Source organism: Streptomyces sp. NPDC056580 (genome assembly GCF_042793175.1).
Classification (GTDB): domain Bacteria; phylum Actinomycetota; class Actinomycetes; order Streptomycetales; family Streptomycetaceae; genus Streptomyces.
The window spans coordinates 188,245-212,325 of record NZ_JBHTVE010000008.1; the positions used below are offsets into that span (position 1 = coordinate 188,245).

Annotated in this window: 23 protein-coding genes; 11 read left to right on the top strand and 12 right to left on the bottom strand. The window is 72.0% G+C overall.

Annotation, left to right across the window (positions count from 1 at the left end; genetic code table 11):
• Nucleotides 1-61: 61 nt before the first annotated feature.
• Complete coding sequence (glpX, locus tag ACFQ9Z_RS19645) at nt 62-1,096, bottom strand: class II fructose-bisphosphatase (RefSeq protein WP_383019090.1); 1,035 nt, start codon at nt 1,094-1,096, stop codon at nt 62-64.
• A 128-nt stretch (nt 1,097-1,224) separates the two neighbouring features.
• Between glpX and ACFQ9Z_RS19650 the strand changes: the two genes are divergently transcribed.
• Nucleotides 1,225-1,749, top strand: a complete 525-nt coding sequence (locus ACFQ9Z_RS19650) for a DUF4245 domain-containing protein (RefSeq protein WP_383019095.1) — start codon at nt 1,225-1,227, stop codon at nt 1,747-1,749.
• A gap of 68 nt (nt 1,750-1,817) precedes the next feature.
• Here ACFQ9Z_RS19650 and ACFQ9Z_RS19655 read toward each other — a convergent pair whose 3' ends face one another.
• From ACFQ9Z_RS19655 to xseA, 3 genes are all read right to left on the bottom strand, one after another.
• Complete coding sequence (locus ACFQ9Z_RS19655) at nt 1,818-2,408, bottom strand: malonic semialdehyde reductase (protein WP_383019098.1); 591 nt, start codon at nt 2,406-2,408, stop codon at nt 1,818-1,820.
• A gap of 136 nt (nt 2,409-2,544) precedes the next feature.
• Nucleotides 2,545-2,766, bottom strand: coding sequence for an exodeoxyribonuclease VII small subunit (locus tag ACFQ9Z_RS19660; protein WP_383019105.1), 222 nt, complete (start codon nt 2,764-2,766; stop codon nt 2,545-2,547).
• Between the two features lie 84 nt (nt 2,767-2,850).
• On the bottom strand, nt 2,851-4,065 hold the full coding sequence (gene xseA / locus ACFQ9Z_RS19665) for an exodeoxyribonuclease VII large subunit (protein WP_383019110.1): 1,215 nt from the start codon (nt 4,063-4,065) through the stop codon (nt 2,851-2,853).
• Nucleotides 4,066-4,184: 119 nt separating this feature from the next.
• On the opposite strand from xseA, the gene ACFQ9Z_RS19670 reads away from it, so the two are divergent.
• Entirely contained in the window at nt 4,185-5,201 is a 1,017-nt protein-coding gene (locus tag ACFQ9Z_RS19670) for a 4-hydroxy-3-methylbut-2-enyl diphosphate reductase (RefSeq protein WP_383019115.1), read from the top strand.
• A 49-nt stretch (nt 5,202-5,250) separates the two neighbouring features.
• Nucleotides 5,251-6,012 (top strand): polyphosphate--glucose phosphotransferase, encoded by a 762-nt coding sequence (gene ppgK, locus ACFQ9Z_RS19675; RefSeq protein ID WP_383019120.1) that lies wholly within the window; start codon nt 5,251-5,253, stop codon nt 6,010-6,012.
• A 130-nt stretch (nt 6,013-6,142) separates the two neighbouring features.
• Here ppgK and ACFQ9Z_RS19680 read toward each other — a convergent pair whose 3' ends face one another.
• Nucleotides 6,143-6,673: a DUF6542 domain-containing protein gene (locus ACFQ9Z_RS19680; RefSeq protein WP_383019123.1), complete on the bottom strand. Its 531-nt coding sequence runs from the start codon at nt 6,671-6,673 to the stop codon at nt 6,143-6,145.
• Between the two features lie 181 nt (nt 6,674-6,854).
• On the opposite strand from ACFQ9Z_RS19680, the gene ychF reads away from it, so the two are divergent.
• On the top strand, nt 6,855-7,943 hold the full coding sequence (gene ychF / locus ACFQ9Z_RS19685; RefSeq protein WP_383019131.1) for a redox-regulated ATPase YchF: 1,089 nt from the start codon (nt 6,855-6,857) through the stop codon (nt 7,941-7,943).
• A 468-nt stretch (nt 7,944-8,411) separates the two neighbouring features.
• Here the strand turns inward: ychF and ACFQ9Z_RS19690 are convergent, their stop codons facing one another.
• Together ACFQ9Z_RS19690 and ACFQ9Z_RS19695 are read right to left on the bottom strand one after the other, a co-directional pair.
• Complete coding sequence (locus ACFQ9Z_RS19690) at nt 8,412-9,290, bottom strand: helix-turn-helix domain-containing protein (RefSeq protein ID WP_383019137.1); 879 nt, start codon at nt 9,288-9,290, stop codon at nt 8,412-8,414.
• A 134-nt stretch (nt 9,291-9,424) separates the two neighbouring features.
• Complete coding sequence (locus ACFQ9Z_RS19695) at nt 9,425-10,423, bottom strand: hypothetical protein (protein WP_383019141.1); 999 nt, start codon at nt 10,421-10,423, stop codon at nt 9,425-9,427.
• 166 nt (nt 10,424-10,589) lie between these two features.
• Here ACFQ9Z_RS19695 and ACFQ9Z_RS19700 point away from each other — a divergent pair, with 166 nt between their 5' ends.
• From ACFQ9Z_RS19700 to ACFQ9Z_RS19725, 6 genes are all read left to right on the top strand, one after another.
• The gene (locus ACFQ9Z_RS19700; protein ID WP_383019144.1) at nt 10,590-11,798 is read left to right on the top strand and encodes a DUF4190 domain-containing protein; all 1,209 of its coding nucleotides are present in this window, start codon (nt 10,590-10,592) and stop codon (nt 11,796-11,798) included.
• A 212-nt stretch (nt 11,799-12,010) separates the two neighbouring features.
• Nucleotides 12,011-12,763, top strand: a complete 753-nt coding sequence (locus ACFQ9Z_RS19705) for a GntR family transcriptional regulator (RefSeq protein ID WP_383019149.1) — start codon at nt 12,011-12,013, stop codon at nt 12,761-12,763.
• A gap of 336 nt (nt 12,764-13,099) precedes the next feature.
• Nucleotides 13,100-13,285 (top strand): SPOR domain-containing protein, encoded by a 186-nt coding sequence (locus tag ACFQ9Z_RS19710; RefSeq protein ID WP_143627340.1) that lies wholly within the window; start codon nt 13,100-13,102, stop codon nt 13,283-13,285.
• A gap of 30 nt (nt 13,286-13,315) precedes the next feature.
• Nucleotides 13,316-13,726, top strand: a complete 411-nt coding sequence (locus tag ACFQ9Z_RS19715) for a (deoxy)nucleoside triphosphate pyrophosphohydrolase (RefSeq protein WP_383019156.1) — start codon at nt 13,316-13,318, stop codon at nt 13,724-13,726.
• Nucleotides 13,727-13,848: 122 nt separating this feature from the next.
• On the top strand, nt 13,849-14,277 hold the full coding sequence (locus ACFQ9Z_RS19720) for an ATP-binding protein (protein ID WP_383019160.1): 429 nt from the start codon (nt 13,849-13,851) through the stop codon (nt 14,275-14,277).
• Between the two features lie 250 nt (nt 14,278-14,527).
• A complete protein-coding gene (locus ACFQ9Z_RS19725) occupies nt 14,528-17,116 on the top strand; it encodes a SpoIIE family protein phosphatase (protein ID WP_383019167.1) in 2,589 nt (862 codons plus the stop codon).
• A gap of 51 nt (nt 17,117-17,167) precedes the next feature.
• Here ACFQ9Z_RS19725 and ACFQ9Z_RS19730 read toward each other — a convergent pair whose 3' ends face one another.
• On the bottom strand, nt 17,168-18,718 hold the full coding sequence (locus tag ACFQ9Z_RS19730) for a hypothetical protein (protein WP_383019170.1): 1,551 nt from the start codon (nt 18,716-18,718) through the stop codon (nt 17,168-17,170).
• Nucleotides 18,719-18,798: 80 nt separating this feature from the next.
• On the opposite strand from ACFQ9Z_RS19730, the gene ACFQ9Z_RS19735 reads away from it, so the two are divergent.
• The gene (locus tag ACFQ9Z_RS19735) at nt 18,799-20,112 is read left to right on the top strand and encodes a hypothetical protein (RefSeq protein WP_383019173.1); all 1,314 of its coding nucleotides are present in this window, start codon (nt 18,799-18,801) and stop codon (nt 20,110-20,112) included.
• A 76-nt stretch (nt 20,113-20,188) separates the two neighbouring features.
• On the opposite strand, the gene ACFQ9Z_RS19740 is transcribed toward ACFQ9Z_RS19735, so the two are convergent.
• Genes ACFQ9Z_RS19740 through ACFQ9Z_RS19755 form a run of 4 tightly spaced genes read right to left on the bottom strand, consistent with a single transcriptional unit; the run spans nt 20,189 to nt 24,049 of the window.
• Nucleotides 20,189-20,959: a succinate dehydrogenase/fumarate reductase iron-sulfur subunit gene (locus ACFQ9Z_RS19740; RefSeq protein ID WP_383019177.1), complete on the bottom strand. Its 771-nt coding sequence runs from the start codon at nt 20,957-20,959 to the stop codon at nt 20,189-20,191.
• Nucleotides 20,956-22,887 (bottom strand): fumarate reductase/succinate dehydrogenase flavoprotein subunit, encoded by a 1,932-nt coding sequence (locus tag ACFQ9Z_RS19745; RefSeq protein ID WP_383019181.1) that lies wholly within the window; start codon nt 22,885-22,887, stop codon nt 20,956-20,958. The genes ACFQ9Z_RS19740 and ACFQ9Z_RS19745 overlap by 4 nt, the downstream gene beginning before the upstream one ends.
• A 23-nt stretch (nt 22,888-22,910) precedes the next feature.
• Nucleotides 22,911-23,732, bottom strand: coding sequence for a hypothetical protein (locus tag ACFQ9Z_RS19750; protein WP_383019184.1), 822 nt, complete (start codon nt 23,730-23,732; stop codon nt 22,911-22,913).
• 26 nt (nt 23,733-23,758) lie between these two features.
• Nucleotides 23,759-24,049 (bottom strand): hypothetical protein, encoded by a 291-nt coding sequence (locus ACFQ9Z_RS19755; protein WP_383019188.1) that lies wholly within the window; start codon nt 24,047-24,049, stop codon nt 23,759-23,761.
• Nucleotides 24,050-24,081: the final 32 nt, after the last annotated feature.

Here is a 24,081-nt window from a genome sequence, read left to right on the forward strand (position 1 = left end):
GCACAGGGGGCGCCCATCGGTCTGCGGCGGTCTGCGGGGGAGCGGTGCTCGCCCCGGCGGGTCACTTCGCCCGGTCGAAGTCGATCGCGCTGTAGGCCCGCAGCTTGCTCAGCCGGTGCTCGGAGTCGATCCGCCGCACGGTGCCGGACTTCGACCGCATCACGATCGAGTCGGTGGTGGCGGTCTCCGACCGGTAGCGCACCCCGCGCAGCAGCTCGCCGTCGGTGATGCCGGTGGCGACGAAGAAGACGTTCTCGCCGGTGACCAGGTCCTCCGTGGTCAGCACCCGGTCCAGGTCGTGCCCGGCGTCGATGGCCCGCGCGCGCTCCTCGTCGTCCTTGGGCCACAGCTTGCCCTGGATGGTCCCGCCCAGGCACTTCACGGCGCAGGCCGAGATGATGCCCTCCGGGGTGCCGCCGATACCGAGCAGCAGGTCGATGCCGGTGCCCTCGCGCAGGGCGAGGATGGAGCCGGCCACGTCGCCGTCGGAGATGAGCTTGATGCGGGCGCCGGTGTCGCGGATCTCCTTGATGATGCCTTCGTGCCGGGGGCGGTCGAGGATGACGACCGTGACGTCCTCGGGCGTGCGGCGCTTGGCCTTGGCGACCCGGCGGATGTTCACCGACACGGGTGCGTTGATGTCGACGAAGTCGGCGGCCTCGGGGCCCGTGACCAGCTTGTCCATGTAGAACACGGCGGACGGGTCGAACATGGCGCCGCGCTCGGCGGCGGCGAGGACCGCGATCGCGTTGGGCATGCCCTTGGCGGTCAGGGTGGTGCCGTCGATCGGGTCGACGGCGATGTCGACCTCGGGGCCGGTGCCGTCGCCCACGTGCTCCCCGTTGAAGAGCATGGGGGCCTCGTCCTTCTCGCCCTCGCCGATGACGACGACGCCGTTCATCGAGACGGTGGAGACGAGGGTCCGCATGGCGCGCACCGCGGCGCCGTCGGCGCCGTTCTTGTCACCGCGCCCGACCCAGCGGCCGGCGGCCATGGCGGCGGCTTCGGTCACCCGGACGAGTTCCAGGGCGAGGTTGCGGTCGGGCGCCTCGGAGGGCACATCGAGCTCGGACGGCAGATGATGATTCTCGGTCATCGGAGCGCACCTTTCTGATACGACGACGGCCGGATGAGGGTCTTAGGTCCCGACTCTATCGTTGAGCAGACAAAATGAGCAGGGGACCCCACGGATGAGCGCTCCGGGCACCTGCGACGATAGGGGGCGTGGCAGGTTCCAACGGCAAGCAGAAGACGGTCCGGGACATGATCCTCTCCCTGGGCCTCATCGGGATCGCGGCGGCGGTCATCTACGTCTTCGTCCCGCACGACGATCACGCTCCCGACATCAAGCGGGTCGACTACCAGGTCGAGCTGGTCACGGCGCGTCGAGCCGCGAGCTACCCGGTGGCCGCTCCGGAGGGCCTGCCCGGCACCTGGAAGGCGACCTCGGTGCGCTTCCAGGGGGAGAACTCCGACCGCTGGCACCTCGGCTTCCAGGATCCCGAGGGTCAGTACGTGCAGGTCGAGCAGTCGACTCAGAAGCGCTCCGACTTCATCCACGAGGCCAGCCAGGGCTCGAAGGCGACGAAGCGGACCGAGCGGATCGGCGAGCGCACCTGGACGCGCTACACCGGCGGCCGTTACGACGCCCTGGTCCTGGAGGACACCCCCGGCTCCACCACGGTGGTGGCCGGCACGGCACCCTTCGACCGGCTCACGAAGATGGCGGCGGCCCTGAGGATGTCCTGAGCACGGCGCCCGCACGCATGCGAAGAGGCCCCCGGCGTCCGCCGGGGGCCTCTTCGCATGCGTGCGGGTCAGACGGTCGTGACGACGTCCTCGTACGCCAGGCGCGGAGAGCGCGGGTACCAGGCGTCCGGGCCCGGGCGGCCGATGTTGACGACCATCAGCGGGGTGTGGTCGTCGTCCAGGAACTCCTTGCGGACGCCCTCGAAGTCGAGGCCGGTCATCGGGCCGGCGGCGAGCCCGGCGGCGCGGACGCCGACGATGAAGTAACCGGCCTGGAGGGCGGCGTTCATCGCGGCGGAGCCCTCGCGGACCGGGCGCTCGGCGAAGAAGGCGTCCTTGGCCTGCGGGAAGGCCGGGAACAGGGCCGGCAGCTCCTCGTGGAACTCGTTGTCCGCGGAGAGGATCGCGACGAGCGGGGCGGCGGCGGTCTTCGCCTGGTTGCCCTCGGCCATGTGCTTCACCAGGCGCTCGCGGGCCTCGGGGGAGCGGACCAGGGTGATGCGCAGCGGGGACTGGTTGAAGGCGGTGGGACCGTACTTGACCAGGTCGTAGATCGCCTGGATCTGCTCCTCGGTCACCGGCTCGTCGGTGAAGGTGTTCGCGGTGCGGGCCTCGCGGAACAGCAGGTCCTGGGCGGCGGGGTCAAGAACGAGAGACATGCGTGACTTCCTCGGGTACGCGTCCGGTCCGGGCGCCGGACCGGCTGACGCGTACGACCCTACGGCAAAGTTCAACCTTCAACCAACTTGGGGGTGCGGTGAGAACCGGCACAGTGCCGCGTGCCGTCCCGTCGCCCTACTCGGCGTCCTCCTCGGCCTCCTCGGCCAGCGCCGCGTCGAGCCGGGCCCGCGCCCCCTCCAGCCAGCGCCGGCACACCTTGGCCAGCTCCTCGCCCCGCTCCCACAGCGCCAGGGACTCCTCGAGCGTCGTACCGCCCGCCTCCAGCCGCCGTACGACCTCGATCAACTCGTCCCGGGCCTGCTCGTAGGAGAGCGCCTCGTCCACCTTGCTGGTCATCCACCCACCCTAGGTCGTCTCGTTTCGATCATGCCGGGCTCACGGGCCGGTCCGGGCGAAAGGCCCCAGGGCCTCCCGTGCGGATCACGCCGGGGCGTCCACCCGGACGCCGAACTCGCCCTCGGCGACCCGCGCCCGCAGCGGCTCGCCCCCGGACACCTCCTCCGGGTCGCGCACCACGTGCCCGTCCGCCCGCTGCAGCACCGCGTAGCCGCGCTTCAGCGTGGCCGCCGGGGAGAGGGCCACCACGCGTGCGTGCGTGTGCGTCAGTTCGGAGTCCGCGCGGTCCAGGAGGTGGCCGAGCGTGCGCCGGCCGCGGTCCAGCAGCGACGCCACGTGGTCGGCGCGTTCGTCGACCATCCGGTGCGGGTCCTCCATCGAGGGACGTGCCAGCGCGTGCGCCAGTCCCCGTTCCTCCCGCTCCACGGCCGCCGACGCACAGCGCCTGGCCCGGTCCCGCAGCATCCGCACCCGCTCGGACTCCTCGCCCACGTCCGGCACGACCTTTTTGGCCGCGTCGGTCGGGGTGGAGGCGCGCAGGTCGGCCACATGGTCGAGCAGCGGGCTGTCGGGCTCGTGCCCGATGGCGGACACCACCGGCGTACGGCACTGGGCCACCGCGCGCACGAGCTGCTCGTCGGAGAACGGCAGCAGGTCCTCCACACTGCCGCCGCCGCGCGCGACGACGATGACGTCCACGGCGTCGAGCGCGTCCAGCTCCTTGACCGCCTGCACGACCTGCGGAACGGCGTGCACACCCTGCACGGCCACGTTGCGCACCTCGAACCGGACGGCGGGCCAGCGGTGGCGGGCGTTCTCCAGCACGTCCCGCTCCGCGGCGGAGGCCCGCCCGCAGACCAGCCCGATGAGCTGCGGCAGGAACGGCAGCGGCTTCTTGCGCTCCGGCGCGAACAGCCCCTCGGCCGCGAGCGCCTTCTTGAGCTGCTCCAGCCGGGCCAGCAGCTCACCGACGCCGACGGGCCGTATCTCGGCGGCCCGCAGGGAGAGCTGGCCGCGCGGCGCGTACCACTCCGGCTTCGCCAGGACGACGACCCGGGCGCCCTCGCCGACCACGTCGGCCACGGCGTCGAACACCTGCCGGTAGCACGTCACGCTGACGGAGATGTCGTGCGAGGGGTCCCGCAGGGTCAGGAACACCACCCCGGCGCCCGGCCGCCGCGAGAGCTGGGTGATCTGCCCCTCGACCCACACCGCGCCCAGCCGGTCGATCCACCTGCCGATGAGCCGCGAGACCTCACCGACGGGCAGGGGCGTCTCGGGCGACGTGTTCACAGCCATGCCGCGAGCGTAACGGCGGGCGCCGACAAAAGGCCGCGCCCGCTCGCGCGCCCGCGGCGGAGCCCGGGTGACGGCCCGGGCGGGCACGAGATCCCGTAGCCGGTGAACACACCCTTACGATGGGTCCCATGACCGCTTCGTCTGGCCGCCGTGTCCTGCTCGCCGCCCCCCGGGGCTACTGCGCCGGTGTGGACCGCGCCGTGATCGCCGTCGAGAAGGCCCTGGAGCAGTACGGGGCCCCGATCTACGTCCGGCACGAGATCGTCCACAACAAGTACGTCGTGCAGACCCTGGAGAAGAAGGGCGCCGTCTTCGTCGAGCGGACGGAGGAGGTGCCGCCGGGCAACATCGTGATGTTCTCCGCGCACGGCGTCGCCCCCGTCGTGCACGAGGAGGCCGAGCGCGGCCGGCTGGCCACGATCGACGCCACCTGCCCGCTGGTCACCAAGGTCCACAAGGAGGCCGTGCGGTACGCCAAGGACGACTACGACATCCTCCTGATCGGGCACGAGGGCCACGAGGAGGTCATCGGCACCTCCGGCGAGGCCCCCGAGCACATCCAGCTCGTCGACGGCCCCGATGACGTCGCCAAGGTGGAGGTCCGCGACCCCTCGAAGGTCGTGTGGCTGTCCCAGACCACCCTCTCCGTGGACGAGACCATGGAGACCGTCGACGCCCTGAAGACGAAGTTCCCCGGCCTCGTCTCCCCGCCGAGCGACGACATCTGCTACGCCACCCAGAACCGCCAGCTCGCCGTGAAGCAGATGGGCGCCGAGGCCGACCTGGTCATCGTGGTCGGCTCGCGCAACTCCTCCAACTCCAAGCGGCTGGTCGAGGTCGCCAAGCTCGCCGGCGCCCGCGCCGCCCACCTGGTGGACTTCGCCGACGAGATCGACGAGACCTGGCTGGAGGGCGTGACGACGGTCGGCGTCACCTCCGGCGCCTCCGTCCCCGAGGTGCTGGTCGAGCAGGTCCTGGAGTGGCTCGCCGAGCGCGGCTACGGGGACGTGGAGATCGTCAAGGCCGCCGAGGAGTCCATCACCTTCTCGCTGCCCAAGGAGCTGCGCCGCGACCTGCGCGACGAGGCGGCGGCCCTGGTCGCCGAGCGCGGCGGAAGCGGCGCCGCCGACGCGTGACGGGCATCTCCGTGGCGTGACCGTCAGTGGTACGTCGTAACGTGGAGCCATGCAGATCTTCGGCGTGGACATCGGTGGATCCGGGATCAAGGGCGCCCCTGTGGACCTGGACAAGGGCGACCTGGCCCAGGAGCGCTGCAAGGTGCTCACCCCGCAGCCGGCGACGCCCGACGGCGTCGCCGACGGGGTGAAGCAGGTCGTCGACCACTTCGGCTGGACGGGCCCGGTGGGCCTGACCTTCCCCGGAGTGGTCACGGACGGCGCCACGGTCCGCACGGCGGCCAATGTCGACAAGAGCTGGGTGGACACGGACGCGCGCGCGTTGTTCGGCGGCCGGCTGGGCGGCCTGCCGGTGACCGTGGTCAACGACGCGGACGCGGCGGGCGTCGCCGAGATGCAGTTCGGCGCCGGCCGGGACCGGCGGGGCACGGTCGTCATGCTCACCTTCGGCACCGGCATCGGCAGCGCCGTGTTCGTGGACGGCGTCCTGGTCCCCAACACCGAGCTGGGCCACCTGGAGCTGAACGGCCACGAGGCCGAGAAGCGGGCCTCCAGCAAGGCCAAGGAGGACCACGACCTGAACTGGGATCAGTGGGCGCGCCGGGTCGGGAAGTACCTGGCCCACGTCGAGATGCTGTTCTCGCCCGGGCTGTTCATCGTCGGCGGCGGGGTCAGCCGCAAGGCGGACAAGTTCCTGCACCTCATCGAGGGCGTCAAGGCCGAGATCGTGCCGGCCCAGCTCCAGAACAACGCGGGCATCGTCGGAGCCGCGATGCACGCGGCCCAGGCACAGGCACGCCTGCGGGACTAGGGCCCGTGCGACGGGAATCGTCAGACAGGCCCTGAGGCCTCCCGTTCGGATCAGGCCGGATCAGGGCGCGGTGCCGGGGCCCGCGAGCCCGGCGTGATCCGGACGAGGGGCCCTGGGCGCGGCCCGCCGGTCAGCCCTGGCTGCGGCGGGCCCGCACCCACAGCACCCGGCGTACGAGCACGATCATCCCCGCGAGCAGCGTCCCCCCGTACAGCCAGCCCGCCTGCGTGGCGAGCCCGGTGACCAGCCCCATCAACCGCCCGAGCAGCCCCCCGCCGCCGTCCGCCACGGGGAACAGGCCCACCGCGAAGGCGATCGGCACGACGACCGGCGCGGTGAGCACGTCACCGCCGCGGACCCACAGCGCGGTCAGCACGCACACCGGCAGGAACAGCACGCCGTACAGCGTCAGGGACGCACCGAACACGAGCTGGTCCAGCAGACCGAGCACGAACATCGCCGCCGCGCAGAACAGCCCCCCGCCGAGTCCGGTGAGCCGGAGTCCCGCCGGCTGCCCGTCCGACGGCCCGGCACCCTGCGGCCGTCCGGCCGCGGGCCGCGCCCCGTGCGGCACCGGCCGACGTACCTGCGGCGGCAGCGACGCGGGCGGTGTGGCCCGTCGCCGTCCGTTGTTCGTGGGTCGGCTTCTGCGCTGCTCCATTGGACCAACTTAGGTCTGCTTATGTGTTCAATCAGCCCTCAGACACGCCGGTGGGAGCGGCTCGGCCGGACCTCCCTCGCTCCCGCGAGCCCGTCGCCGGGGACGCCGTAGACTGGTGGATCGACCAGTGTCTCCGGCCCCTGGCAGCCCCTGGCCCCTCTCATCTACGGGAAGTCGCAACGTGTCGCTCACGATCGGAATCGTCGGCCTGCCCAATGTCGGCAAGTCGACCCTGTTCAACGCCCTGACCAAGAACGACGTGCTGGCGGCCAACTACCCGTTCGCCACGATCGAGCCGAACGTCGGCGTGGTCGGCGTCCCCGACGGCCGGCTCGCCCGGCTCGCGTCGATCTTCAAGTCGGAGCGCATCCTCCCGGCCACGGTCGACTTCGTCGACATCGCCGGCATCGTGCGCGGCGCCTCCGAGGGCGAGGGCCTGGGCAACAAGTTCCTCGCCAACATCCGCGAGTCCGACGCGATCTGCCAGGTCATCCGTGCCTTCAAGGACGAGAACGTCGTGCACGTCGACGGCAAGGTCTCGCCGAAGGACGACATCGAGACGATCAACACCGAGTTGATCCTCGCCGACCTCCAGACCATCGAGAAGGTCCTGCCCCGGCTCCAGAAGGAGTCGAGGATCAAGAAGGACGTGGCCCCGAAGGTCAAGGCCGTCGAGGAGGCCAAGGAGATCCTGGAGAAGGGCGACACGCTCTTCGCGCACGGCATCGTCCAGGGCACCGAGCGCAACGAGCTCCTGCACGACCTGCACCTGCTCACCACCAAGCCGTTCCTCTACGTCTTCAACGTCGACGAGGACGAACTGGTCGACGAGGACTTCAAGAACGAGCAGCGCGCCCTGGTCGCCCCCGCCGAGGCGATCTTCCTCAACGCCAAGCTGGAGGCCGACCTCGCCGAGCTGGACGAGGAGGAGGCCCTGGAGCTGCTGCAGTCCGTCGGCCAGGACGAGCCCGGCCTCGCAACCCTCGCCCGCGTCGGCTTCAACACCCTCGGCCTGCAGACGTACCTCACGGCCGGCCCCAAGGAGTCCCGCGCCTGGACGATCAAGAAGGGCGCCACGGCCCCCGAGGCGGCCGGTGTGATCCACACCGACTTCCAGAAGGGCTTCATCAAGGCCGAGGTCATCTCCTTCGACGACCTGGTCGAGGCGGGCTCCGTAGCCGAGGCCCGCGCCAAGGGCAAGGCCCGTATGGAGGGCAAGGAGTACGTGATGCAGGACGGCGACGTGGTGGAGTTCCGCTTCAACGTCTGATCGCGCGCACGGAGGGGCCGGGCTCGGCAGAGCCCGGCCCCTCCGCGTCGTACGCCGCCGAGTTGAACATCACTGGAAACGACGTCGATTCGTAGGTGGACGCCTGGCGGACCGCCCGGCGACCGGCTCCATCGAGAGTCCGCCTGGAAGCGGTTCCGCCGCGGAGCCGGCGGTCCGGCGCACAACATCCCGGTCCTCCCTCTCTCGCTCGCCCGAGCCGGCGACGGGACGGGCGGCGCCCGGCCGCCCGGGAAGCAGCCGCACCGAGGACCTGAGGGCAGCGCCGTGCGGCGGCAGCGTGCGGCGTGCCCGCGTTCCCCGAGGATGATCATGATGACGCAGGGACCCCGACGTCATGCGCCCGCCTGAGGACCACGGTGGCGGAGCGGCCGGCCGGGCCCGCCCGCCGCCGCGCGTGACGGACAGGCGCACGGCGCCCGCCTCTCACGGGCGCCCCGCCGCCGGCCGTCAGTTCCAGGCCTGCCCCAGCGCATGGTGTGACGCCGCCCGCACCCGGTCGTGCCGCCAGGCGAGCGCCGTCAGCCTGTGCTCGGTTCCGGTGCCGGGCTGAGGGGTCTCCAGAATGACCCGCCGGCTCGAGCGGTCGTCGACGACGAACGTGGTCTCCTCCAGCAGCAGGCGTCCGACGAGGGGATGCCGGATCTCCCGGGTGGCGATGCGCCGCCTTCCGATTTCGTGCCGCTGCCACCAGGCGCGGAATTCCTCGCTCATTTCGCTCAGTTCGCGGACCAATTCGGTGAACCACGGCTCGTCGACATAAAGTCCGGTGGCCGAACGGAACTCGGCGAGTGCCGAGCGGGCACTCGGCTCCCAGTTCTGCATCAGCTCGCGCATGTGGTCGCTGAACAGAATGCGCAGCAGATGCCGATGCTCGGGATTCGTCGTGGAAAGGTCGCCGTACACATCGCTCCGCGCCTGATTCCAGGCGAGAATGTCGAACCGGGGGCCGAGGGCCAATGCAGGATGCGGGAGTTGGCTGTCCAGGATGCGCTGGAGCGTCGGTGGCACAGCGTTGGCGGGTGTGGACGAACGGGAACGGACGTCCTCGCTCGTCAGGGTCAGAAGGTAGTCGTATTCTTCGCCGTTGAGCCGGAGGGCGCCGGCGAGCGAGCTGAGGACGTGGTCGGACACCCGGATCTTGCGTGCCTGTTCGAGCTGTGAGTACCAGCAGGAGCTGATGCCCGCGAGGTCGGCGACATCTTCCCGGCGCAGGCCGGGTGTTCGCCGCGAGGCGCGCGGCGGAAGGCCGACCTCTTCCGGCTGGAGGGCCAGGCGCCGTGATCTGAGGAAGTCCGCGAGCTCCGCTCGGCGTGGGTCGTGATTCATCCGTCGTTCCCTCTTCCGAGTGACTGGTCCGGATGCTTTTCAGGCCAAAGACCCCTAGTCATAGGATAGTCGGTATCTGTTCCGCGCGCGTCTTCAGGGGGTGCGGGCGAGCGCCTCCGGCAATGCGGCGGCTATCACCTCGATGCCTGCGCGCATGCGTTCCCAAGTGCTCGATACATGACTTTCATTGGGCTTTCTTCATCGCTTCCCCCCGTGTGTGGGCCGCAATGTGGACGGCTGTTGCCGATAACCGCGAGTCCTACGATGAGCGGTTTCTTGATGCGGGGTGTGGCGCGTGTGATCCTGCTGATGAGAGCGGCGTTCGGCCGTTGCGCGGTGCTCGTTTCGCGGCACCTGTCACGGAAGGACGACCGTCTCTCGTTCCGCTGGTCGAAGGGAGACAGGTCATGCGTGGCAAGCGGTACCTCACCCGGCTCAGCCCAGCGCTCCTCGCTGCCGCACTTGCGTTCCCGGCGGGCTTCGCCGGGGAAGCGGCCGGTGCCGCACCTCCAGCCGGTGTGGTGGCATCGGCCCACCAGAAGGCGCCCACCACCACGGACCGCCCGTGCAAGCAGCGCTCCTGCAAGCAGGTAGTGCAGCAGCAGCGGGGCCAGCGACAGCAGCAGCTCCAGCAGGTGCGCGACCCGGTGCGGCAGCAGCAGCAACAGCAGCAACAGCAGCAGCAGCGGGGGCAGCAGCAGCAACAGCAGCAGCAGCAGCAACAGCAGCAGCAACAGCAGCAGCAACAGCAGCAGCAACAGCAGCAGCAGCAACAGCAGCAGCAACAGCAGCAGCAGCAACAGCAGCAGCAACAGCAGCAGCAAGGTCAGCAGCAACAGCAGCAACAGCAACAGCAACAGCAGCAGCAGCAACAGCAACAGCAGCAACAGCAGCAGCAGCAGCAGCAGCAGCAACAACAGCAACAGCAGCAGCAGCAACAACAGCAGCAGCAACAGCAACAGCAACAGCAAGGTCAGCAACAGCAACAGCAGCAGCAGCAACAGCAACAACAGCAGCAGCAACAGCAGCAGCAGCAGCAAGGTCAGCAACAGCAGCAGCAACAGCAGCAGCAGCAAGGTCAGCAACAGCAACAGCAGCAGCAAGGTCAGCAACAGCAGCAACAGCAGCAGCAAGCCGCCTGAGTCTTCGGGCCAGCTGGCTGACCTGCACCACGTACGCCCGGTGGCGCGTGATCCTCAAGGCCTGCGGATCACGCGCCACCGGCCTGCCCCCGGAAGCGCTGACCTGGCTTAACATGCGCGCAGTCGCATCAGTCCAACAGCCAGGAGCACGGTACCGGTGTCCATACCCCCGCCCGCCGGTCCCCAGCAGCCGCACGGGCCGCACCAGCCGCCCCAGCAGCCGTACCCGCAGGGGCCGTACGGGCCGCCGGGGTATCCGCAGGGGCCGGCGTACCAGCCATGGACGCAGGGATACAGCCCCTACAACCGGCCCGCCCCCGTCAACGGCCTCGCCGTCACCTCGATGGTGTTCGGCGTGCTGTGCTGCCTGCCCGGCTTGGGTCTGGTGTTCGGGCTCATCGCGCTGCGGCAGATCCGGCGGCGGGGCGAGCGCGGGTCGGGGCTGGCGGTCGGCGGCTCGGTGCTGTCCGGCATCGGGGTCGCGCTGTGGGCGCTGATACTGGCCACGGGCGGAGCGGCCGGCTTCTGGGAGGGAGTGAAGGAGGGGGCGCGCGACGGCGCGGACGCCTCGCTGGTGAAGGGGGACTGCTTCGACTCGCCCAGCGGCGCCCTGAGCAGCGGCACGGAAGTCGTGACCGGGGTGCCCTGCTCCGGGGAGCACGACGGCGAGGTGTTCGCCTCGTTCCGGCTGCGGGACGGCGGTTACCCCGGTGACGCCTCCGTGAGCGGCACCGCCGACGAGCGCTGCTACGGGCTCCGGGACAGCTACGCGATGGACGCCTGGGCCGTCCCCGACGACGTCGACGTCTACTACCTCACGCCCACCGAACGCAGTTGGGCGGCCGGGGACCGCGAGGTCACCTGCGTCTTCGGCAACGCGACCGAGGGCGGGAGCCTCACCGGGTCGCTGCGCAACGACGCGACCGTCCTGGACGCCGACCAGGTCGCGTACCTGAAGGCCGCTCACCTCCTGAACGCGGCCGTCGAGTCGGCCCCGGACGAGGAGCAGGTCGAGGACGACCTGCCGGGGCACCGGGCGTGGGCCGGGCGGGTCGCCGCGGCACTGGACGGACAGGCCCGGACACTGCGCGGCCACGAGTGGCCCGCCGGCGCCCGGACGCCGGTCACCGACCTGGCCGCCGGCCTCGACAGGGCGCGTGCCGAATGGGCGAAGGCCGCGCGGGCGAAGGATGCCGACGCGTTCTACCAGCACTACGACACCGGCATGCGCCTGCTCGATCCGAAGCAGGGAGTGTCCGCCCGGAAGGCCCTGGGGCTGGAGACCACCCCGCCGACCGGCGACCGTGGGGACGGCGGCGGCCCGGGGGGCGGCGGCTCGGACGGCGGCAGCGGCATGGCGGTGTGAGCGGCGCCCCGGCCCCGGGCGCCCCGGCCCCGGCGACCGGCCGGGCGAGGAGCGCGCAGGTGTGGCTACGGCCGTAGCGGGGAGAAAGTGCCTGGGAGGAGCCCTGCCCGGCCCCATGTCATCACATCGAGTGATTCTCTGGCCTTTGCTTGCACGGGACAACCCACGGTTGCCAGGCTGTTGCTGTCTGTACAACCTGATGGGAGCGGCCAGTGACTTTCGGTGAGCAGCCGGCGTACTTGCGTGTCGCGGGTGATCTCCGCAAGAAGATCGTCGACGGTTCACTGCCTCCCCATACCCGGCTCCCCTCCCAGGCCCGCATCCGCGAGGAGTACGGCGTCTCGGACACCGTCGCACTGGAGGCCCGGAAGGTCCTGATGGCCGAGGGGCTGGTCGAAGGGCGTTCCGGTTCGGGGACGTACGTGCGCGAGCGGCCGGTGCCCAGGAGCGTGGCCCGCTCCGGCTTCCGCCCGTCCTCGGGCGCCACACCCTTCCGGCAGGAGCAGGCGGACGCCTCCGTGCGCGGCACCTGGGAGTCGAGCAGCGAGCAGGTCATCGCAGGGGCCGCCGTCGCGGAGCGGCTTGGGGTCGACCCCGGTGCGCGTGTCATGCGTACCAAGTACCTGTTCCGGGAGGTGGGCGAGGCGATGATGCTCTCCACCTCCTGGGAACCGCTCGCCGTCACCGGCCGTACTCCGGTGATGCTGCCCGAGGAGGGGCCGCTCGGCGGCATGGGCGTGGTCGAGCGGATGCGGGCCATCGACGTCATCGTGGACAACGTCACCGAGGAGGTCGGCGCCCGTCCCGGTCTCGCCGAGGAACTCAACCTCCTGGGCGGCGTGCCCGGTCATGTGGTCCTCGTCATCCAGCGCACCTACTTCGCCTCCGGCCGCCCGGTGGAGACCGCCGACGTCGTGATCCCGGCCGACCGGTACCGCGCCGCGTACCACCTGCCCGTGAAGTAGCGCACACTCCGGCACGCGCCGCGGGGCCGCACACCACCGCGCGCGCCGGCCCCCGGTGCCATGACCGCCGCTGCTATCCGGCCGTTCTCCCAGGTGATCGCAGGTACGGGTGAAACGGTCCCGGCCCACGACACCGGCGGAGGGGGCGGCGCGTTCGTGGTCGCGCGCCCCCCTCGTTCTGGCTGGTTGCGTACCTCTTTGTGAAAAGACGTATTCGCTCCGTGAAGGTTGGGCGTACGCTCGGGCATATGCGGACTGCGGTTTCCTTGGGCGGGGCTCGGCGGGCGCCTGAGTGCGAGGGAGGGCGGGGCGGTGCGAGAAGGAGCGGTGGGGGCCATGAGTGAGGGCACGGGGGTGTCCCTGCCCTGGATCGTGATACGGCAGGACGACAACGGCAACCGCTACCGCGTGGGACGGTACGCGACCCGGGCCGAGGCCCAGAAGATCGCCGACAGCCTCGACGACCACGGACACAAGCAGCTCTACTGGGTCGAGCGCATCGGTAACGGCGCCCACAACTGACCTTCTCCGGCGTCCCGTAGGCTCCAGCCCATGACGGATCGGACCGTGGTGGTGGGCGCCGCCCTGCTCGACGCCGGCCGGCTGCTCGCCGCGCGCCGCAGCGCACCTCCCGAGCTGGCCGGGCGCTGGGAGCTGCCCGGCGGCAAAGTGGAGCCGGGCGAGCGTCCCGAGGACGCCCTGACGCGTGAACTGGCCGAGGAACTCGGCATCGACGCCGAACCCGTCGAGCGGGTGCCGGGGGAGTGGCCGCTGAAGTCGCCTTACGTGCTGCGGGTGTGGACCGCCCGGCTGAGGCCCGGCTCCGCCGCGCCCCGGCCCCTCCAGGACCACGACGAACTGCGCTGGCTCACCCCGGAGCGGCTCTGGGAGGTGCCCTGGCTCGAGCAGGACGTCCCCGCGGTCCGCGAGGTCGCCGCCCGCCTTGCTGCGGGAGCTCGCTGAGCGGCGGAGCGCCGCCGGGCGGCGGGGCTCCTAGGCCGTTCGCACCACAGCGCGACGTCCCGCGCGGTAAGCCCCAACGGATACCGGGTATGTGCCCATTAACCCCATGAAAACGGACATGGGTGGGCTCGCTGGCCTGGGAAGTGATCGGCGTGATCGACATCGATGGCGACTGCGCCGAGTGGATCTTCCCGGCGGAGCCGGGCGTCGTGCGCAGCGCCCGCAGCGCGGTCCGCGGCCAGTTGCGGGGGTGGGACCTCGACTGCGTCGCCGACCTCGCCGCGCTGCTGGTGAGCGAGCTGGTGACCAACTCCCTGCGGCACGCCACCGGCCCCATCGGGGTGCGGCTGGTACGCCCGGCGCGGATCGGCGACGCGCTGCTGGTCGAGGTGTCCGACCCGCTGCCCGATCCGCCCCGCGAGCGCGTCGCCCGGCCCGAGGACGAGAGCGGCCGCGGCCTGCAACTGGTGGCCGGCGCCGCCCGCCGCTGGGGAACCCGGCCCGGCGGCGGCGGAAAGACCGTCTGGTTCGAGCTGGCGGTGCCCGGCTGAACGCGGTGTACATCCCGGCTCCCGCCGTCCATCGCGTAAGGCCGTCCGGCGACCGGGGCGGGGGTACGTGATTCGAGGCCGTGTTCCCTGGTTAGAAGACTGGGAGTGTTGTCACGGCCCGGTCCGAAAAGCACCTCGACCGAGCTGTGATCGTGAACACCGTGTTGTGCGGCGCCGTAGTGCTGGATACTGCGGGCAGCCGCCCCCGGTGACCGGTGCCGGGTGCGGTGAGCTGGAGGGGACGGTTCGCGTGAGCGAGATACCAGCGAAGGCCACGGAGTCCGAGGACCCGTCGGACGGCGCTAGTGACCAGGCCGCGCGCCACGCGGGCGGGCTGGGCGACGCCATGTGGCAGAGCAGTCCGCCCGGCTCCATCTACGACTACATCCGGGTCGCGTCCTTCTCCATCGGTCCCGGCGGACTGGTCGACCAGTGGAGCCTGCGCGCCGAACAGCTCTTCGGCATCCCCGCCGAACGCGCCGTCGGGACGGACCCGATCGAGGCCTTCGTCGACTCCGACCTTCGCGAGCGCAGCCAGCGGAAGATGGCCGAGATCCTCGACGGGCGGGAGTGGACCGGTGTGGTGCCCTTCCGGATGCCGGACGGGCCGGACGGGGACCGGGGAGAAGAGGGGCTCGCAGAGGTCTACGTCATGCCCACCCGGACCGCCGAGGGCGAACGGGCCGCCGTCTGCATCGTGGTGGACGTCCGGACCCTGCGCAGCATCGAGACGGACCTCGCCGCCTCGCAGGCGATTTTCGGTCAATCCCCGTTCGGGTTCCTGCTGATCGACCCCGACCTGAGGGTCCGCCGGGCCAACATGCGTTTCGCCTCCATCTTCGGCGGAACCCCGGACGACCACCGGGGCAAGGGAGTTCACGACTACCTGCCGCGCGCCGAGGCCGATCGGGTTTCGGCCACGCTGCGCAGGGTGCTGGAGACCGGCGACTCCATCACGGACATGCATGTCACCGGATTCGTCCCGGGCTCCGAGGAACGCCGGCACTGGTCGGTCAACCTCTACCGGGTGCACAGCGGCAGCGGCCGCCCCATCGGCATCGCCTGGCTCGGCACCGACATCACCGCCCGCCGCGCGGCCGCCCGCGAGGCTGCGGCGGCCCGGCGCAACCTCGCCCTGCTCAACGAGGCGGGCGCCCGCATAGGCAACTCCCTGGACCTGGAGACCACGGCCCGCGAACTCCTCGACGTCGTCGTCCCCGGCTTCTGCGACCTCGCCACCGTCGACCTCTACCAGGGCCTGCTCACCGGCGACGAAGCCCCGCCCGGCCTCACCGACGGCAGCGCCGAACTGCGCCGCGTCGCCTTCGCCAGCGCCGTCTCCGACGCACCCCTCAGCGGCTCGGGGGACGCCGTCGCGGTCGGCGCGGTCCACCACTTCCCCTTCAACTCGCCCTGCGCGGACGCCCTGCGCACCGCCCGGCCGCAGCACGTACCGCCGGAGGACGGCGGCCTGGTGCAGTCCACGCTGGCCGTGCCGATGGTCGCGCACGACACCGTCGTCGGGCTCGCGCGGTTCGCCCGGACGAAGGGCAGCGAGCCGTTCGGCGACCGGGACCGGGACCTCGCGGTCGAACTGGCCGCGCGCGCCGCCGTCTGCATCGACAACGCCCGGCTGTACCGCCGTGAGCACGAGCGGGCGCTGATACTCCAGCGTTCCCTGCTTCCGCCCGGCGACCCCGAGGCCTCCGGCCTCGACATCGCCTGCCGCTACCTGCCCGGGAACGCGGCCACCGAGGTCGGCGGCGACTGGTTCGACGTCATCGAACTCCCCGGTCACCGCACCGCGCTGGTCGTCGGCGACGTCATGGGGCGCGGGCTGCGCGCGGCGGTCGCGATGGGCGAACTGCGCACCGCCGTACGCACGCTGGCGCTGCTGGACCTCGAACCGGCCGAGGTGCTCTCCGCGCTGGACGAGATCGCCCGCGGCCTCGGCACCCCCGGGGGCGTCCAGCAGGCCACCCGCGCGGCGCGCCAGCCCCGGGACGCGGACCTCTCCGAGGTGTACCTCGCGACCTGTGTGTACGCCGTCTACGACTCCGTCACCAGGCGCTGTACGTTCGCCAACGCCGGGCACCTGCCGCCGGTGCTGGTGGAACCCGGCGAGGCGGCCCTGATGCTCGACGTGCCGCCCGGGATGCCGCTCGGCGTGGGCGGCGAGCCGTTCGAGGAGGTGGAGGTCGAACTGCCGGAGGGCGCGCTGCTCGCCCTCTACACGGACGGCCTCGTCGAGTCCCGCGACCACCCCCTCGACGAGGGGCTCCAGGCCTTCGTGGGCGCGCTGACCGACCCCTCCCGCCCCCTGGAGGACGTCTGCGACCACGTGCTGAACACCCTCGACACCCATCACGGCGAGGACGACATCGCGCTGCTGATGGCCCGGGTCCAGGGGCTGCCCGTCGAGTCCGTCGGGGACTGGACGCTGCCGCGCGAGCCGCGCAGCGTGGGGCGGGCCCGCGAGTACGCCCGGGCGCAGCTCGTGGACTGGGGCCTCGAGCCGCTGGTGGACACGACGGAACTGCTGGTCAGCGAGCTGGTGACGAACGCCCTGCGGTACGGGGAGGGCGAGATCCGGCTGCGGTTGCTGCTGGACCGCACCCTGGTGTGCGAGGTGTGGGACTCCGGTCTCGTGCAGCCGCGGCGGCGCCGGGCCCGGGACACGGACGAGGGCGGCCGCGGCCTCCAGCTCGTCGGGCTGCTCAGCGCGGCGTGGGGCTCGCGGCGCACGCCGCGGGGTAAGACGGTGTGGTTCGAACTGCCCCTCCCCGGCGGCGAGACCGCCCTGACCGACCCGGCGGAAGCCCTGCTCAGCCTCTTCTGAGGGGCCGCCCCGGTACGCCGCGGCCGCCGGTGAGGGGCCCGGGCGGACGGATCACGGCAGGTGGCGGCGGGAGCGGGTCCGGGGGCCGCCGAAGCCGGCCGGGGGGCCGCCGTCCGGTTCCTCGGCCAGCAGGATGCCGCCGAGAACGGCGCCGGTGAGGCCGCTGGTGTGGCCGTCGGCGAACGGGTTCCCGTGGGCCCGCACGTCCTGCTCGGCCAGCTCGCGGGCCTGCCCGGCGAGCACGTCGGCCTCGGCGCCCGAGCCCAGGGCCCGTACCGCCTGCGCCAGCCGGGCCCGCGCCGGTGCGCCCACCGCCCCGCGGTGCACGGCGACGAAGTCCTCCGCGGCGTCGACCGTGGCGCCCGACACGAGCAGCGCGGCGGCCGCCAGCACCCCGGACCGCCCCGCCCCCAGGCGCTGCGCGGCCCGGGTGATCCGCCGCAGCGCGTCCAGCGGGTCGTACGGACCGCCGGTCAGCTCGGCGCGCACACCGGCCAGCGCGGCATCGGCGTGCGCGAGCCCGGCCCGCAGCTCACCGTCGGCCAGAAAAGCGGGTCCGCCCTCCTTGCGCACCGTGGCGATCTCCGCCTCGGCGCCGGTCAGCGCGGCCGGCACCAGCGCGGCCGCCTCCCGCAGCCGGGCCGCGAGCCGCTCCACCGCGGCCACCAGGACACCGGCCTGGCTGACACCGCCCTCGGCGGCGCGCAACTGCCGGGCCGCCCGCGCCGGTTCGCCCGCGTCGGCGGCCTGCCGCGCCTCGTTGAGCTTCTCCGTGGCGAACACCAGCCGGTCCTTGGCCTGTTCGACATACCCGGTGACGGGTGCGCCCGCCGAGGGCGTGTACCGCTCCCGCAGTCCGGCCGCCGTCACGTCGGCCGCCGCAGTCCGCGCGGCCAGCTCACGGAACCGTGCCTCCGCGAGCTCCAGAGCCGGGGTCACCTCCAGTTCCAGACCGCGCAGCCGGTCCAGCTCCGCCGCCTCGGCGTCCAGTCGCCGTCCCGCCTCCGCGCACCGCCCGACCACCCCCACCAGGGCCTGCCGCCGGGCCGCCGCCTCCACCGGGACCCCCTCCTCGTACCGCCGCCACATCGCGAACGCGGCCGACAGCTCGGTCTCCGCGGCCCGCAGGGCGTGCGTGAACGGCTCGACCGCCTCCGCCCCCGACAGCTCCTCGACGTAGGAGAGTTCCTCCCGGCTGCCGCGCACGCAGTCGTCGGCGAGTACCAGCGCGGCGCGGGCCTGCCGCTCGCTCTCGGCCGTCGTGGGCACGGGCGGCGCCGCCGGCACCACGCCCGGCGTCGTGCGGGTCCGGGCCCGCCGGGTGCGCCGCAGATACCCGTAACCGGCCAGCACCCCGGCCGCGCCGAGGACGGCTACCGGCAGCACGAAGTCGGTGGCCGAGGTCTCGTCCTGCCGCGGCGCGGCGCGCCCGGCGACCGGACCGGCCGGTGCGGCGGGAACCGGATCACCGCCGCCCGCCGTCATCACCGGCAGCACCAGCCACCCGGCCCCCACGAGCGCACCGGCCGCGGCGAGCGCCAGGCGCACCCGTACGGGCGCGCGGGGGCGACCGGGCCGGCCGCGGATCGGAGAGGACGTCACGTTTCGGAGCGTATGGGCGGGTAGGCGCCTGCGCGAGTGGGGCGGACGCGGCTGGGGGAACACGATGAACAGGGGTCGGGATGGAAGCGGAACGGCGCGACCGGAAGACGCAACCGAACCCGGGCACACCACACGACCGGGCCCCCGAGCCCTCGCCCACACCCGCCGACGCCCCACCGGCCCCTGGCGACGCCCGGCCCACGCCCGACGCCACCCCGCCGACCCCCGGCGCCACCCCGCCGACCCCCGGCGACGTCGCGCCCGTACCGGGTGACGCGCCGTCTGCGCGTGGCGACGGTCCGCCCGCTTCCGACGGCGGTCCGCCCGCCTCCGACGGCGACAACGCGCCCCCACCGCCCCCGGCCTCCGGCGCCACCCGGCCCCCCGCGCCCAGGCGCCGTCGGCTGCGGCGGGTGCTGGGCGCGGCTCTTCTCGTGCTGGTGCTGCCGTTGCTCACCGCCGAGACGGCTCTGCGTGTCAACTACACCGGCAGCCCGGCCCCGGGCACCCTCACCCGTGACAAGGACGCCCTCTGGCTGGGCCACGCCTGGGTGGACGGGCGCAAGAGCGACGGGGACGTCAAGGCCCTCGCCGACCGCCTCCGGGGCACCGGCATCCGCGACCTGTACGTCCACGCCGGGCCCCTGGAGCACGACGGCACGCTCCCGAAGGCGGCGTACCGGAAGGCGGGTTGGCTGGTGGCGGCCGTGCACCGGGAGCTGCCCGGCGTCCGGGTCCAGGCCTGGCTCGGCGACGTGCTGGCCACCGAGAGCCCCGACGGCCTGCGTCTGGAGCGCGCCGCCACCCGCGCGGCGATCGTCGGCTCGGCCCGCGACGTCCTCGCCGCCGGCTTCGAGGGCACGCACTTCGACCTGGAGCCGCTCCACTCCGGCGACCGCGACTACCTCTCGCTCCTCGACGACCTGCGCGCCCTCACCCGCGCCCACCACGCCGCGCTCTCCGTCGCCGCGCACCAGATCGACCCGCTGCCCGGGTTCCACTCCTTCTGGGGCACGACCACCGGCCACCCCAAGTGGTGGTCGCAGGCCTACTTCGGGCAGGTGGCCCGCCGCGTCGACCAGATCGCCGTGATGTCGTACGACACCATGCAGCCGCTGCAGAGCCTGTACGGCGGTTATGTGGCCCAGCAGACCAGCCTGGCCCTGGAGGTCACCCCCGAGAGCACCGACCTGCTCATGGGTCTGCCCTTCTACCACGAGAACCGCTTCGGCCACTGGGCCCACGCGGAGACCGTCCCGGCCGCCGTCCGCGGCGTCCGCCTCGGGCTGTCCCGCACGGACGCCGACCGCTCCCGCTTCGGCGTCGCGCTGTACGTCGACTTCGCGGCCACCGAGGACGACTGGGCCGCGTACCGCGAGGGCTGGGCGCGGTAGCGCCCGCCCGCCGACGCGTGCGGAGCACGCCGGGGACAACCACACGGATGCCCCGGCCGCACCCGCGTGCCGCCCGCTACGGAGTCCGCCTCCTGATCCTGGACCCCAGCCACACCAGCGGGTCGTACTTGCGGTCGACGGCGCGCTCCTTCAGGGGGATCAGGGCGTTGTCGGTGATCCGGATGCCCTCCGGGCAGACCTCCGTGCAGCACTTGGTGATGTTGCAGTAGCCGAGACCATGCTCGTCCTGAGCCGCGCGGCCGCGGTCCAGGCCCTTCTCGGCGGCCGCGTCCAGCGGGTGCATGTCCAGCTCCGCGACGCGCATCAGGAACCGCGGGCCGGCGTACGCCCGCTTGTTCTCCTCATGGTCGCGCACCACGTGGCAGACGTCCTGGCACAGGAAGCACTCGATGCACTTGCGGAACTCCTGCGAGCGCTCCACGTCCTCCTGCGACATGCGGTACTCGCCGGGCCCCAGTCCGGCCGGCGGCACGAACGCCGGGATCTCCCGGGCCTTGCGGTAGTTGTAGCCGACGTCCGTCACCAGGTCGCGGACCACGGGGAAGGCCCGCAGCGGGGTGATGGTGACGGTCTCCTCCCGGTCGAACACCGACATGCGGGTCATGCACAACAGCCGGGGCCGCCCGTTGATCTCCGCCGAGCAGGAACCGCACTTGCCCGCCTTGCAGTTCCAGCGCACCGCGAGATCGGGCGCCTGGGTGGCCTGGAGGCGGTGCACGATGTCGAGCACCACCTCGCCGTCGTTGACCTCGACCGTGAAGTCGGCCAGGCCGCCACCGTTCACATCGCCCCGCCACACCTTGAAGCGGGCCTCGTAGCTGCTCACTCGTACAGCTCCTCTTCGGCGAAGTACTTGACCAGCTCCTCCTTCTCGAAGAGGGCGAGCAGGTCCGGGCGGACGGGTTCGGTGGTCTCCCGGATGAGCCGGATCTGGGCCCGGGCGGGATCGGCTCCGGCGAGGGTTCCGCCGGGGTCGGCGAGCGCGCACAGCAGGTTCACGTTGCGCCAGGCGCGGTCCATCGCGGGATGGTCCTCGCGGGTGTGCCCGCCGCGCGACTCGGTGCGCTCCAGCGCGGCCCGCGCCACGCACTCGCTGACCAGCAGCATGTTCCTGAGGTCGAGGGCCAGGTGCCAGCCGGGGTTGAACTGGCGGTGCCCCTCGACACCGGCCCGCCGGGCCCGCACCCGCAGCTCGGCCAGCTTGTGCAGGGCCTGCTCCATCTCGCCCTCGCGGCGGATGATGCCGACCAGGTCGTTCATCGTCTGCTGCAGCTCCTGGTGCAGGGCGTACGGGTTCTCCGGCGGCCCCGCCTCGCCCTCCGCCTGCGCGGAGAACGGGCGCAGGGCCTCCGCGGACGCCGTGTCGACCTGTGCGTCGTCCACCCGCGGGCGGCCCGCCGCCAGACCCTGCGCGTAGCGGGCCGCGTGCCAGCCCGCGCGGCGCCCGAACACCAGCAGGTCGGAGAGCGAGTTGCCGCCGAGCCGGTTGGAGCCGTGCATGCCGCCCGCGACCTCACCGGCCGCGAACAGTCCCGGCACCCCGCGCGCCGCCGCCGTGTCGGAGTCGACGGCGATGCCGCCCATCACGTAGTGGCAGGTCGGCCCCACCTCCATCGCCTCGGCGGTGATGTCGACGTCGGCGAGCTCCTTGAACTGGTGGTACATCGACGGCAGCCGGCGCCGCACGACCTCCGCGGGCATCCGGGTGGACACGTCGAGGAAGACCCCGCCGTGCGGGGAGCCGCGGCCCTCCTTCACCTCGGAGTTGATCGCCCGGGCCACCTCGTCGCGCGGCAGCAGCTCGGGCGGCCGGCGGTTGTGGTCGGGGTCGTCGTACCACCGGTCGGCCTCCTCCTCCGACTCGGCGTACTTCTCCTTGAACACGTCCGGGACGTAGTCGAACATGAACCGCCTGCCGTCGGAGTTGCGCAGCACTCCGCCGTCCCCGCGCACCGACTCGGTGACGAGGATGCCCTTGACCGACGGCGGCCAGACCATGCCGGTCGGATGGAACTGCACGAACTCCATGTTCAGCAGCGGCGCCCCGGCCAGCAGCGCCAGGGCGTGCCCGTCACCGGTGTACTCCCACGAGTTCGACGTCACCTTGAACGACTTGCCGATCCCGCCGGTCGCGACGACCACGGCGGGTGCCTCGAGGACGAAGAACCGCCCGGTCTCGCGCTCGTAGCCGAAGACGCCGCCGACCCGGTCGGCGTCCTTCAGGATCCGGGTGACCGTGCACTCCTGGAAGACCTTCAACCGTGACTCGTAATCCCCGGTCTCCCGGGCGTCCTCCTGCTGGAGCGAGACGATCTTCTGCTGGAGGGTGCGGATCAGCTCGAGGCCGGTGCGGTCGCCGACGTGCGCGAGCCGCGGGTACTCGTGGCCGCCGAAGTTGCGCTGCGAGATCCGGCCGTCCTTCGTGCGGTCGAACAGCGCGCCCCAGGTCTCCAGCTCCCACACCCGGTCCGGGGCCTCCCGGGCGTGCAGTTCGGCCATCCGCCACTGGTTGAGGAACTTCCCGCCGCGCATGGTGTCGCGGAAGTGGACCTGCCAGTTGTCGTGCTCGTTGGCGTTGGCCATCGCCGCGGCGATGCCGCCCTCGGCCATCACCGTGTGCGCCTTGCCGAACAGCGACTTGCAGATCACCGCCGTACGGGCGCCCCGCTCGCGCGCCTCGATGGCGGCCCGCAGCCCGGCGCCCCCGGCACCGACCACGACGACGTCCCACTCCTGCCGGTCGACCACGGACATCAATCAGTCCCTCACTGGAGTCTCTAGAAGAAGCGCGGATCGTCGAAGACGCCGGAAGCGACGAGATAGACGTAGAAGTCGGCGAGCGCCACGCTCACCAGGGACGCCCAGGCGAGCAGCATGTGATGGGCGTTCAGCCGTCCGACGAACTGCCACGCCCGGTAGCGCACGGGGTGCCGGGAGAAGTGCTTGAGCTTGCCGCCGACGATGTGCCGGCAGGAGTGGCAGGAGATCGTGTACGCCCAGATCAGCACGATGTTCGCCAGGAACACCAGAGTGCCCAGACCCATGTGCCCCCAGCGGTAGTGCGTGTCCCGGAAGGACAGCACCGTGTCGTAGGTCAGCACACCGGCGACCAGCAGGGCGGCGTAGAAGAAGTAGCGGTGGACGTTCTGCAGGATCAGCGGGAAGCGGGTCTCGCCGGTGTACCCGCGGTGCGGCTCGGCCACCGCGCAGGCGGGCGGCGACGCCCAGAAGCTGCGGTAGTACGCCTTGCGGTAGTAGTAGCAGGTCAGCCGGAAGCCCAGCGGGAAGATCAGGATGATGATCGCGGGGGAGACGCCCCACCAGCTCCCGAAGATCTCCGCGTTCGGCCCGGCGCGCATGGTGCGGCAGTTCTCCGCCAGACAGGGCGAGTAGAACGGGGAGACGTACGGCGCCGCGTAGTAGTGCGCGTTCGAGAACGCCCGCCAGGTCGAGTAGACGACGAAGGCGAGCAGGCCGGCCGCGGTGACGGCGGGCGCCAGCCACCAGCGGTCGGTCCGCAGGTGCGGGGCGGCGATGGCGGCGCGCTTGCCGCCGCGCACGCCGCCGCTGTCGGGTTGGGTTTCCGTACCAGTGGCCAAGGCAGGACTCCGGTCGGTTCGGGGTGTCAGGGAGCGTGCCGGTCGCGGGCGCCCAGACCCTCGTCGTCCGAGTCCGTCCACAGGCTGATGTCGTACGGGGTGTCGGAGATGGTGACGAGGTCGGGGCGGCTCTGGGCGGCCGGCTGGCTCGCCGCCTCGCGCAGCAGCCGCAGGCTGTCGCGCAGATGGTCGGCGTCCGTCCGGACCCGGCGCATGTCCAGGCCGCCGCTGCCGATCTGCTGCTCCAGGCGTCCGATCGACCGGTGCAGGTCGTCGAGGCAGCGCTGGACGGACGTCAGTTCGTCTTGCACGGACATGATCTGCCCTCACTTCCGCGTGTCTGCGGTCC